The following is an 11,791-nucleotide window of genomic DNA, read 5'->3' on the forward strand; positions in this document are numbered from 1 at the left end:
ATGAAAATTAGAAAACGATATATTTTATTAATAATTCTTTCGATTTTACCATTTTATAAAATCATTCATTTTGATGATTATTGCATCAATGATGTTGACTATTTGTTGATTGCTTTTTTGTCGATAATTGTTTTGGTTACTTTTTTGGCAATTTTATTTTACAATTTGTATTTAATTTCCATCCATAGAGAATTGTTCAATTATAGACCCTTATTGATTTTTGTAGTTTTTGCTATTGCATTGTATTTTGGAATCAATTATCCAGATTACAAACCATTTAAAAGTCTTGATTATAAATTTTCTCACAAAAAAAATTCAAAATATGCAGCAAATATCATTTTATACAATGATAATTCCTTTATTATTAAAACAAAAATAACTACAGAATCGTGCACGCAGAATGGAAATTACATTTTTAAAAATGATTCTTTATTTTTAAAACTAAAACATCCATTAAAAAACTCAGAGATTTTTGATTCAGTATATTTTTTTAATAAAAATCAACAAAAGTTGATTCCAAAATCGCAAAAGCTTCCTGTTTTTAGATCAAACTAACCATTGAAATTAAAAATATTTACAATATTTAAAATAATGTTAAAAATTAAACTTTTTAAAAAATAATTGATTTTTGATAGTTTTACTTTTTAAATAATAAGTATATTTGCATGTGGTTTTTAAGTAAATCACACTTTTTCTTTTTCATAGCAATTTTCCCACTCAATTTATTGAGTGGGTTTTTTTATTATTATAGGTTAAAATCTATGGTATTTTCATATTTATCAAATATCTTTGCAATCGATTTGAAAACGTATGGATTCTACTGTAATAACAGAAACTAAAATCATAAAAAACACCCTATTAACAGATCTTAAGCAGCTCACAAAAATGGGTTTGTCTTTAAGTGTCGTTTTTTCTTCTATTGCAGGCTATTTTTTAGCAGTTGAAACAGTTCATATTCCTACGGTTTTATTGCTTGCTTTGGGTGGATATTTTATGGTTGGTGCTTCTAATGCATTCAATCAAGTGATTGAAAAAGAACCTGATGCGTTAATGAAGCGTACTAAAAACAGACCACTTCCAACACAAAGAATGAGTGTAAATGTTGCCATGACAATTGCCATTGTTTTTACACTTTTCGGAATTGCAATTTTGTACAGTATCAATCCAAAAACGGCACTTTTTGGAGCGATATCTATTTTTTTATATACAAGTGTTTATACACCTTTAAAACCAGTAACACCTTTATCTGTGTTTGTAGGTGCAATTCCTGGAGCTATTCCTTTTATGTTGGGTTGGGTTGCAGCCACAAATCATTTCGGAATTGAAGCAGGAATGTTATTTATGATTCAGTTTTTTTGGCAATTCCCACATTTTTGGGCAATTGGTTGGTTGCAATTTGAAGAATATAAAAAAGCAGGTTTCAATATGCTTCCTATGAATACCAAAGATAAAGGTGCAGTAAAACAAATTATTTTATACACAACCATTATGATTTTGGTTTCGGTAATTCCGGTTTTAAAATTAACAGGTGCTTTTTATATTCATTCAATAACTGCTATTATTGTTGCATTTTTAGGATTTATCATGCTTTTTTATGCCGTAAAATTGCACAAATCTGAAGAAAATTCAGATGCAAGAAAATTGATGTTGGCAAGTGTTTTATACATCACTTTGGTTCAAGTTGTTTATGTAGTAGATAAATTTTTACATTAAAATATGGTTCAAGAACAAGTATTACAAAATGAGTATGTAGCAGCAAAACAGAAATCTGCCAAACCAATGTTGTGGATTTCCATGATTAGTATGGTGATGTTTTTTGCTGGATTGACGAGCGCGTATGTAATTAGTATGAAACGCGAAGATTGGGTTTCTTTTGATTTACCAAATGCATTTTATATCAGCACTTTGTTGATTGTATTGAGTAGTGTATCATTGATGTTGTCACAGTATTTTTTAAAAAATGACAAAAGACAAATGTCTTTAATGCTTGCTGTAGCAACATTATTATTAGGAATTGGATTCGTTTGGCAGCAATATGTTGGCTTTAATGAGCTGAAAAGTGTTGGGTTGTTTTTTACAGGTCCAGAAAGTACCGTTTCAACATCTTTCATTATTGGTATTACATTTATGCATGTTTTGCACTTGCTTGCTGGGATTGTAGTGCTTTTTGTTGTTATTTATAATCATTTTAAATACAAATACAAACCAAATGATTTACTAGGTTTTGAGCTTGGTGCTATCTTTTGGCATTTTGTAGATGTATTGTGGATTTATTTAATTTTGTTTTTCTATTTTATTAGATGACAAAAAAAGTTTAATTTTGGCAAACAAAAATCAAATATAAAATTAACAGACTCATAATTTATGGAAGCAAATATTGCTATACCTTCTGACAGTAAAGAAACTTGGAGTGGTGGTGGAGTTAGACCATTTGGCGCAAGTTATGGTAAAATGATGATGTGGTTTTTTATCCTTTCAGATGCATTGACATTCTCAGGATTCTTAGCTGCATACGGTTTAACACGTTTCAAGTTTATTGATTCTTGGCCAATTGCTGATGAGGTTTTTACACACATTCCTTTTATTCACGGTGATTATCCAATGTATTATGTAGCTTTTATGACATTTGTACTGATTTTTTCATCAGTAACAATGGTATTGGCTGTTGATGCAGGTCATCAAATGAAAAAGAATAAAGTAACTTGGTATTTATTTGCAACAATCATTGGAGGTTTAATTTTCGTTGGATCACAAGCATGGGAATGGAATACCTTTATCAATGGTACTTACGGAGCAATAAAAACTTCAGATGATAAAATTTTACAATTTGTAAAAGATGGCAAACAAGTAGGTTTTGCTGATTTTGTAGTAGGTGATAGAGGTGATGAAAGAGTAACTCATACTAAGAAAAACGGTTTGTGGTTTGTAAGTGGACAAGCAGTACCTGAGTATTCTGTAAATCAAGTTATCGCATCTTACAAAGCAGATCCATCAGTTCAAATTAAAAGTGAATTGATTGATGCAGATAAAAAACAAAAAGTAGTTTTATCTCGCGAAAAAGGGTTAGAAGAATTGTTAAAAGGTACTAAAATTGTAGAAGGAGCAAACCTAGAAGTTAATGAATACGGAAATACGATTTTTGCCAACTTCTTTTTCTTCATTACAGGTTTCCACGGATTCCACGTTTTTTCGGGAATCTTAATCAATATTATCATTTTCTTCAACGTAATTTTAGGTACTTACGAGAAAAGAGGAAGTTATGAAATGGTTGAAAAAGTAGGATTGTATTGGCACTTCGTAGATTTAGTTTGGGTTTTTGTATTCACATTCTTCTACTTGGTATAATTTAAAAAGAATAGCATAAAATGGCACACGCACACGAATCAAATGTAAAAAGAATATGGAATGTATTCTTTATATTGTCTGTTATCACAATTGTTGAAGTTTTTTTAGGTATATATAAGCCAGCAGTTCTTCACCTAACTAATTTTTTAGGTACTAGCCCATTAAACTGGATTTTCATCATTTTAACTTTGGCAAAAGCTTACGGAATTACTTGGGCTTTTATGCACATGGAAGGTGAAAAAAAATGGTTTAGAAGATCGATTGTTTGGACAGCAGTTTTCTTAATCTGCTATTTAGTAACCTTACTTTTAATAGAAGGTGGTTATTTATTTGATACACTTGGGCCATTGGTTCAATGGTAATAACATATTAAATTAGGTGGTTTCAAAACCACCTTTTTTTTACTGATAACATTACATTTTATACAAAATGAAATTCCTTACAAAAAAAAGAGTTGTACTGTTTTTGTTGTTTATTTTTCCATTAATTTGTTTTCTTATTCTTTCAACTGGGAAAAATAACTTCACAAAATTACCAGTATTGACAAAAAATATTGTCGAAATTTCTGAGATTGATACCACCAATACAACCACATTAAAAGGCAATGTTTCTGTGGTTTGTTTTATTGGAAATGATGTTGAAGCTAGTAAATCTGGATTATTAAACTTAAATGAAAAGATTTACAAAAAGTTTATCGATTTTAAACAGTTTCAAATTATTGCAATCTATCCATCAGAAAAGGAAATAGCAGTTGCTGAGTTAAAAAAACAAATTTCCGCATTTACAGATATGAAAAATTGGAAATTTATTCCCGTTCAAAAAGAATTGATTCCTGTTTTTTATGAAAGTCTTTCTGTAAATGAACCACTTAAAAATTATGGTTCAAACAAAGCTTTTATCATTGATAAAGACGGAAATTTACGAGGAAGAACGGATGACAAAGATGCTATTGATGGAAAATTATTTGGGTATAATTTGAATGCAGTAGCTGAATTGAAAGACAAACTGAAAGACGATATCAACGTGTTGTATTATGAATATTATGCTGCTTTCAAGGATAAAAACAAAAATAAAGCGGATAGAAAAGAAGTAGGATTATGAGTAAAAGAAACTATTCTTACATTGGCATTTCATTCATCATTTTATTATTTGGCATTTATGCGATTCCAAAAATTGTACAGCGTTTTCAAAAATCGGATTTAGAAAAGTTTGGAAAAGTACCCGATTTTAGTTTTATCAATCAAGAAGGAAATACAATTTCCAATAAAACCTATGATGGAAAAGTGTATGTTGTGGAATTTTTCTTTTCTACTTGTCCTACAATTTGTCCAATCATGAACCAAAAAATGTTGGTTTTACAAGATGCTTTTTTTGGAAATCCAGAGTTCGGAATTGCATCTATATCTATAACTCCAGAAATTGATACTCCAGAAATATTGAAAGAGTATGCAAAAAACAACGGAATAACACACAAAAATTGGCATTTACTCACAGGAAAATCAGAAGAGGTGGTGTATGCTTTATCCAATAATGGGTTTAAATTATACGCCGGAAAAGGAGAAGAAGATCATGGAGGTTTTGAACATTCAGGATTATTTGCTTTAGTAGATAAAAACGGATTTATTCGCTCTAGAAAAGATGAATTTGGCAATCCATTAATGTACTATAGAGCCCTTGAAGAACACGGTTTTCCGAATCAAATTAAAGAATTAACAGAAGATATTAAAAAATTATTAAATGAGTAATTTAGCACAAGAACAAAAATACAAGAAACTGATTACAGCATTATCAATTGTAATTCCGATTGCAGTTGCTGCTTTGTTTAGTATCAATTTAAAAAGATTGGGCTTTAATGTAGCGTCTTTATCTTTTTTACCACCTATTTATGCAACTATAAATGGCATTACTGCCATCACATTAATTGCTGCAGTTATGGCTATCAAAAAGGGCAATAGAAAATTACATGAACAATTAAATACATTTGCTATTGCTTGTTCACTAGCCTTTTTATTGATGTACATTGCGTATCACATCACTTCTGATTCTACAAAATTTGGGGGTGAAGGTGTAATCAAATATGTCTATTATTTTATTTTAATATCACATATTTTGTTGTCTATCATTATTATTCCTTTGGTGCTTACCACTTATATGTATGCTAAATTGGGTGATTTTAAAAGGCATAAGAAAATTGCAAAAAAAACATTTCCATTATGGTTATATGTGGCAATTACAGGTGTTGTTATTTATGTTATGATTTCTCCGTATTATGTTCACTAAAAATTTAGGAATAAGTATTTTATTGTTTTTTTATTTTCAATTTTCATACTCACAATGTGCTATGTGTAAAGCAGTTGTGGAAAGTGGAGATAACAAAATGGCAGAAGGAGTAAATGACGGAATTACTTATTTGATGATTTTTCCGTATTTATTAGTAGGCGTTTTGCTTTATTCATTGTATAGATATAACAAGAAACTTCAAAAATAGCATTTAATTAACGCTTAAATTTTGTAACAATTTTTTCAATTGTTCGTCTTATCTGTACATTTCCAAATAATTATTTTGGAAATACGCTGTTAATCAACCAAAAAAAATATCAAGTTTTGAAATTAAAACTCACTTTTTGTATTGCTATTTTATCGGTAGCAACTACATTTTCCCAAAAATTATGGACATTAAGAGAGTGCGTAGATCGTGCTTTAGAAAAAAACATCACTATTCAGCAAAACAAATTAAACCTTGAATCTGCCAAAAAAGATGTTGATATTGCCAAAGGAAATTTTCTACCTAATTTAAATGCAAGTACAGGTGGTAATTTTAACTTCGGAACTGGTTTTAGTCCTGTTACAAATACTCGTGTTGCTACAAGTTTCTTTGGAGGTTCTATAAATATGAGTTCTGGAATTACCATTTTTAATGGTTTTAGAAATACAAATACCTACAAGCAAGCACAATTAGGATTAGAATCAAGCAAATTAGATTTACAAAAAATTGAAAACGATATTTCACTATTTGTTGTAAATGGGTACTTAAATGTTTTATTTGCAAAAGAGAATTTAACAGTTGCTAAGGTGCAGTACGAAATTAGTAAAACTCAAATTGAGGCTGCTGAGAGTCGTTTTAAATCTGGCGTAATTCCTAAAGGAGATTTGTTAAATGTTGAATCTACTGCTGCTACAAATTTACAAACCTTAATTGCTCAAGAAAATGCTTTAGACTTAGCACTCTTAAATTTAGCTCAATTATTGCAAATTCCTGCTGAAGGGTTTGATGTTTCTCCAGTTGATGTTGGCACACCTTCTGCTGAGTTACTTTACAAAACTTCTACTTCAGTTTATGAGAAATCTTTAGATAGAATGCCCGAAATTGCAAGAGCAAAATTAGCGATAGATAATGCCGCATTAACTATTGAAATTTCGAAAGCTGCTTTTTTACCTTCCATTTCTGCTCAAATAGGATTGTCAACCAATTATGGTTTTAATTTAAATTTACCAGCCGGATTTTCAAACACACCACTAGCAGATCAGCTTGGTGATAACTTTGGATACGGTTTTGGCGTTAATATGAATATTCCAATTTTCAACCGTTTTCAAACTAAAAATAGAGTTTCTCAGTCTGTTATCAATAAAGAAATTTTTGAAACACGTTTAGAAAGTGAAAAATTAGCATTACAACAAACTATTGAACAAGCCTTTTTGGATGTAAAAACTGCTTTAAAAACCTATGAAGCTGCAAAAATTTCTCTTGCATCGCAACAAGAAGCATTTAAAAATGCCCAAGAAAGATACAACTTTGGATCAATGACATTGTTTGATTTTGATCAGGTTAGAACACGTTTAGTAAATGCTGAGGCAACTCTAATTCGTTCTAAATACGATTATGTTTTTAAAACAAAAGTGTTACAATTTTATTCAGGCGATTTAACGTTAGATTAATAATTTATTTTTTAAAAATATTTTTTGAAACCTCTTCTTTTTAGTTGAGGTTTCTTTTTTTTGAAATACTATCTTTGCTTTTTATTTAAAACTAAAAACTACTTTTTGGCAACGATATTAAATATTGAAACAGCAACTAAAAACTGCTCTGTTAGCATCTCAATAGACGGAGAAATTATTGCATTAAAAGAATTTAATGACGGGAATTATTCTCATGCAGAAGTATTGCATTCATTTATTATTGACATTGTGAAGGAAGCCAACATCAGATTAAATGATTTAGACGCAATAGCAGTGAGTAAAGGTCCAGGTTCCTACACAGGATTACGAATTGGAGTTTCAGCTGCAAAAGGGTTTTGTTTTGCTTTAGAAAAACCTTTAATTGCTGTTGACACATTAACTTCATTAGCTCATGCAATTTCGATTGAAGAGGGAATTATTATCCCATTATTAGATGCTAGAAGAATGGAAGTTTATGCAGCTATTTTTGATAATAAGTATCAACAAATAAGAGAGATTAGTGCTGAAATTATTGATGAAAGTTCTTTTTCTGAATATCTAAATCATCAAAAAGTTTATTTTTTGGGTGATGGTGCTTTGAAGTGTAAAGAAATCATTAAACATGAAAATGCCTTTTTTATTGATGCTGTTGATCCTTCATCAAAAGAGATAGGAAAATTGGCATTTGAAAAATACCAAAAAAGCGACTTTGAAAATGTCGCTTATTTTGAACCTTTTTACCTGAAAGATTTTATTGTTATTCCTGAAAAGAAAAAGAATTTTATTTCGTGACAACCACTCTGTGAGGATATGGAATTTCAATACCAGCTTCATCTAGCGCTAATTTTGCTTTTTCAGTAATATCAAAATAAACTGTCCAATAATCTTCAGAATTGCACCAAGGCCTTACAGCAAAATTTACAGAACTATCTGCCAACGCTAAAACAGCAACTAATGGCGCAGGATCTTGCAAAACCTTTGGATGTGATGTTACTACATCCATTAAAATTTCTTTTGTTTTTTTAATGTCAGCATCATATGAAACTCCAATAACCAAATCAACACGTCTTGTGCCTTCTGTTGAATAATTGACAATATTTCCATTGGATAATGAACCATTTGGAATGATAATTTCTTTATTTGATAGTCCAGTTAATTTAGTGGTGAATATTTCTATTTCTTTCACAACACCCATTTCGCCTTGCGCTTCAATCAAATCTCCAATTTTAAAGGGTTTAAAAATCATAATTAAAACTCCTCCTGCAAAATTTCCTAGTGAACCCTGCAATGCTAAGCCTATTGCCAAACCAGCAGCTGCAATAATTGCTGCAAATGAAGTTGTAGCAATTCCTAATTTAGAGATGACAGTAATGAATAAAAGTATTTTTAATATCCAACTGACTAAGTTTAAGGAAAATTTTTGCAATGTGACATCCACATTTCTTTTTTTCATTACTTTTTTTGTCGAATTAAGTACTAATTTTATTAGGAATAACCCTATAATTAAAATTAACAATGCAGTGATAACACTTGGTGCAAATTCGAAAAGTAAGTCTTTTGTTTTTTGTAAATAATCTACCATTTTTAATAATTTTCAGTGAATTTGTAAATTACTAAAATTTTTACTTTTATAAAATCTTTATTTATAAAAATACGCAAATTAAGATTGCAATAATTGCAGGAATAGACTGAATGTAAAAGATTTTGATTTTTTTTGTGGAAAAGGCTCCGTAAATTCCTGCTATTAAAACACAACTCAAAAAGAAGAGTGCAATTTCTTTATTTTTTAGTAACACAGACCAAAATAACCCTACAGCCAAAAAACCATTATATAAGCCTTGATTTGCAGCTAAAACCTTAGTTTCTTCAGCAAATTGTTTACTTTTTAAACCAAATATTTTTATTCCTTTTTCTGTTGTCCACAATACCATTTCTATGTGCATAATATAAGAATGTATGATGGCAACAAGTCCGATTGATAAAAAATGATAGGTATTCATGGTTTTAATTTTAATTTGTTGGTTGAAATTGATTGATTTTTGTAAAAGCGAATTTCGTAAATAAGTACGGATTTATTACAATAAAAATCAGATTATAAATCATTTATCTATTTATTTCGTGATGATTTGTTCAATTGATAAATGATATTGTATGTTAAATTTTACTCCAATGTTAATTTAATGTTATCAAAATGTTGTTTAAATGTTACAAATTATGTACATTTGTAAATGTAATGTTAATCTTAAATTTATTCGATATGAAAACAATGATCACAATTTGTATGCTAGGTTTGGTAACTTTAGGATTTTCTCAAGAAAAACAACCAACTTTTAGTGCTGAAGGAGACTTAGTGAAAGCGACTTATTATTACGAAGATGGTTCTATTAAAACACAAGGTTTTTTCAAGGATAAAAAATTAACTGGAGAGTGGGTTCGTTTCGATAAATCCGGAAACAAAGTTCAGTTAGCATACTACAAAGAAGGAAAAAAAGTAGGTAAATGGTTTGTTTGGGCAGATGAATCTCTTAAAGAAATTAACTACCAAGACAATGCAATTGCATCAGTGAATGTTTGGAAAAATGAATCTAAAGTTGCTTTCAGTAATAAGTAATAGAATAATTAAAAAAAATTTTCTAGCATTCGAAAAACCTCTAAGTAAAAATCTTAGAGGTTTTTTTATTGCCTTTATCTTCATTTAATAAGTTTTTTTATTGTAAGGAAAACTACGAACATTAGATCGTGTAAATCTTCATTTAAAAGGTTTTTTTATAGATTTTTTGAGGTGTTTAATTTTCAGTATTAGATTTCCTTTTGATGAGAATTACTTTCAATAATTAGCTTTATTTTAGAAGAAATTTAAATTTATTAAGAACTCAATTTATCATTAGTTTATAAAGTTTCCTAATTATCTTAATAATACTACTAAAAAAAACCGTTAAAAATAATCTTAACGGTTTTTATTTATTTCTTCTTTAATTAGGTTTTATTCTACAACCAAAGTAAATGGGATACTATATTTAACACCTACTGGTTTTCCACGTTGTTTTCCTGGTTTCATTTTAGGCAATTGCTCCATTACTTTATCAACTTCATCCTTAATTTTTGGATGCGGAGCTTTCACTTGAATATCAACAATATTTCCGTTTTTGTCAATTTTAAATCCAATAAATACTTTTTTCTTACCTGGAGATAAACCTAACTCATTGGGTAAATCAGCATTGAATTTTCTAACAAAGTGTTTTTGTACCATTTGGCTAAAACAAGCTTTTCTTTCTTCGTTATTTCCTGAACAACCTGGAAAAGTAGGTACATCTTCTATAATCATGAAGTTTACGTCTTCTACTACTTCCTCAACTTCTTTAACTTCAACGATTTCTGAAACTACTACTTTCTTTGTCTCATCAGTTTCTGTTGATTCAATTACTGTTTCTTCAATTTCCTTTTTATCCTCAACAATTTCGATTTTATCTGGAGTTGGTGGTGGTGGAGTTTTTGGTTGATCTGGTTCAACTCTTTCTGTAATTGGAATTTCTTCTTCCATTTCTGCATTCATATTGACAGTCCCTAAATCACCATAGACTTTGTCATATGTTTTTTGTTCAATTGCTACGTAGGTAACAAATAATGCCAGCACCAAACCAATCTGCATAAAAATTTTGCTGAAATTTTCTAAATTCGATTTTGGACTTTTTTTGATTTCCATGGTTAAACGTTTTTAATAGGTTGCTAATTTAATTAAATTATTGTGTTAATTACAAGCCCAATTGTTAATTAATCTGTTTTTTTTTAAAAATCATGCTAAATACAAAAAGAGCTAACAAACTTCCTAGTGAATTTGCGAAAACATCTAAAATATCACCAGTTCTGTAATTAGTTAACACTGTTTGTAAAACTTCAATAATAATGCCAAAAAAAATACAACTCAGCGTAACTAGGTGTTTTTTTTGTGGAGTTTTATAAAAACTCAGTAGCCAAACTATGGTTAATGTAAAGTATGCAAAACTATGATATACTTTATCAATATTTGCAACTGTCACTCCAGTTTCTGGCATTTTTATGAGACTTAATCCTAAAACAACAATTGTAATTACAATTGCAATTAAAAGTAATTTATCCTTTAATAAGTTTTTGATACGCCTCAGCATCTAATAAATTTTCTATTTGTGAGCTATCAGCAATGGCAACTTTTATCATCCATCCTTTTCCATATGGGTCTGAATTTACCAATTCTGGCTCGTCTTCTAATGCTTCATTAAATTCAATTACTTCTCCTGTTAATGGCATAAATAAATCAGAAACTGTTTTTACAGCTTCAACAGATCCAAAAACGGCACCTTCTTCAACGGTATCATCTAAGGTATCTACATCAACATAAACGATGTCTCCTAATTCTCCTTGTGCAAAATCAGTAATTCCTACAGTTGCAGTTTCGCCATCAATTTTAATCCACTCGTGATCTTTTGTGTACTTTAAGTTACTTGGTATATTCATTTTTACTAACTAAATTAAT

General features: G+C 29.5%; 17 protein-coding genes. 12 read left to right on the forward strand and 5 right to left on the reverse strand.

Features of this window, described 5'->3' with window-relative positions; all coding sequences use genetic code 11:
- The 11 genes from WHA43_RS10490 (at position 1) to tsaB (ending at position 8,073) form a co-directional block, all read left to right on the forward strand.
- Positions 1–555, forward strand: a complete 555-nt coding sequence (locus WHA43_RS10490; protein ID WP_105047000.1) for a hypothetical protein — start codon at positions 1–3, stop codon at positions 553–555.
- A 255-nt stretch (positions 556–810) separates the two neighbouring features.
- Complete coding sequence (gene cyoE / locus WHA43_RS10495) at positions 811–1,713, forward strand: heme o synthase (protein ID WP_105047001.1); 903 nt, start codon at positions 811–813, stop codon at positions 1,711–1,713.
- A 3-nt stretch (positions 1,714–1,716) separates the two neighbouring features.
- The gene (locus WHA43_RS10500) at positions 1,717–2,304 is read left to right on the forward strand and encodes a cytochrome c oxidase subunit 3 (RefSeq protein ID WP_105047002.1); all 588 of its coding nucleotides are present in this window, start codon (positions 1,717–1,719) and stop codon (positions 2,302–2,304) included.
- A 60-nt stretch (positions 2,305–2,364) separates the two neighbouring features.
- Complete coding sequence (locus WHA43_RS10505; protein WP_105047003.1) at positions 2,365–3,345, forward strand: cytochrome c oxidase subunit 3; 981 nt, start codon at positions 2,365–2,367, stop codon at positions 3,343–3,345.
- Positions 3,346–3,365: 20 nt separating this feature from the next.
- Complete coding sequence (locus WHA43_RS10510; protein ID WP_105047004.1) at positions 3,366–3,707, forward strand: cytochrome C oxidase subunit IV family protein; 342 nt, start codon at positions 3,366–3,368, stop codon at positions 3,705–3,707.
- A gap of 178 nt (positions 3,708–3,885) precedes the next feature.
- Entirely contained in the window at positions 3,886–4,446 is a 561-nt protein-coding gene (locus WHA43_RS10515) for a hypothetical protein (RefSeq protein ID WP_226742887.1), read from the forward strand.
- On the forward strand, positions 4,443–5,090 hold the full coding sequence (locus WHA43_RS10520) for an SCO family protein (protein ID WP_105047006.1): 648 nt from the start codon (positions 4,443–4,445) through the stop codon (positions 5,088–5,090). The genes WHA43_RS10515 and WHA43_RS10520 overlap by 4 nt, the downstream gene beginning before the upstream one ends.
- Entirely contained in the window at positions 5,083–5,625 is a 543-nt protein-coding gene (locus tag WHA43_RS10525; protein ID WP_105047007.1) for a DUF420 domain-containing protein, read from the forward strand. The genes WHA43_RS10520 and WHA43_RS10525 overlap by 8 nt, the downstream gene beginning before the upstream one ends.
- Before the next feature lie 61 nt (positions 5,626–5,686).
- The gene (locus WHA43_RS10530; protein ID WP_317193380.1) at positions 5,687–5,833 is read left to right on the forward strand and encodes a hypothetical protein; all 147 of its coding nucleotides are present in this window, start codon (positions 5,687–5,689) and stop codon (positions 5,831–5,833) included.
- Between the two features lie 116 nt (positions 5,834–5,949).
- Positions 5,950–7,281 carry a TolC family protein gene (locus WHA43_RS10535; protein ID WP_105047009.1) on the forward strand — a complete coding sequence of 444 codons (1,332 nt, stop codon included), beginning with the start codon at positions 5,950–5,952 and terminating at the stop codon, positions 7,279–7,281.
- Positions 7,282–7,386: 105 nt separating this feature from the next.
- On the forward strand, positions 7,387–8,073 hold the full coding sequence (tsaB, locus tag WHA43_RS10540) for a tRNA (adenosine(37)-N6)-threonylcarbamoyltransferase complex dimerization subunit type 1 TsaB (RefSeq protein WP_105047010.1): 687 nt from the start codon (positions 7,387–7,389) through the stop codon (positions 8,071–8,073).
- On the opposite strand, the gene WHA43_RS10545 is transcribed toward tsaB, so the two are convergent.
- Together WHA43_RS10545 and WHA43_RS10550 are read right to left on the reverse strand one after the other, a co-directional pair.
- Positions 8,063–8,863, reverse strand: a complete 801-nt coding sequence (locus WHA43_RS10545) for a mechanosensitive ion channel family protein (RefSeq protein WP_105047011.1) — start codon at positions 8,861–8,863, stop codon at positions 8,063–8,065. The two genes, tsaB and WHA43_RS10545, sit on opposite strands and share 11 nt — an antisense overlap.
- 61 nt (positions 8,864–8,924) lie before the next feature.
- Positions 8,925–9,281, reverse strand: a complete 357-nt coding sequence (locus tag WHA43_RS10550) for a DUF1304 domain-containing protein (protein ID WP_105047012.1) — start codon at positions 9,279–9,281, stop codon at positions 8,925–8,927.
- A 257-nt stretch (positions 9,282–9,538) separates the two neighbouring features.
- Here WHA43_RS10550 and WHA43_RS10555 point away from each other — a divergent pair, with 257 nt between their 5' ends.
- Positions 9,539–9,892, forward strand: coding sequence for a toxin-antitoxin system YwqK family antitoxin (locus WHA43_RS10555; protein ID WP_105047013.1), 354 nt, complete (start codon positions 9,539–9,541; stop codon positions 9,890–9,892).
- A gap of 372 nt (positions 9,893–10,264) precedes the next feature.
- Here WHA43_RS10555 and WHA43_RS10560 read toward each other — a convergent pair whose 3' ends face one another.
- From WHA43_RS10560 to gcvH, 3 genes are all read right to left on the reverse strand, one after another.
- Entirely contained in the window at positions 10,265–10,984 is a 720-nt protein-coding gene (locus WHA43_RS10560) for an energy transducer TonB (protein WP_105047014.1), read from the reverse strand.
- A gap of 64 nt (positions 10,985–11,048) precedes the next feature.
- The gene (locus tag WHA43_RS10565) at positions 11,049–11,426 is read right to left on the reverse strand and encodes a VanZ family protein (RefSeq protein ID WP_211290330.1); all 378 of its coding nucleotides are present in this window, start codon (positions 11,424–11,426) and stop codon (positions 11,049–11,051) included.
- Positions 11,392–11,772, reverse strand: coding sequence for a glycine cleavage system protein GcvH (gene gcvH / locus WHA43_RS10570; protein ID WP_105047015.1), 381 nt, complete (start codon positions 11,770–11,772; stop codon positions 11,392–11,394). Before gcvH ends, WHA43_RS10565 begins: the two co-directional genes overlap by 35 nt.
- Between the last annotated feature and the right edge of the window lie 19 nt (positions 11,773–11,791).

This window comes from Polaribacter gangjinensis, assembly GCF_038024125.1.
In the GTDB taxonomy this organism is placed as follows: Bacteria; Bacteroidota; Bacteroidia; order Flavobacteriales; family Flavobacteriaceae; genus Polaribacter; species Polaribacter gangjinensis.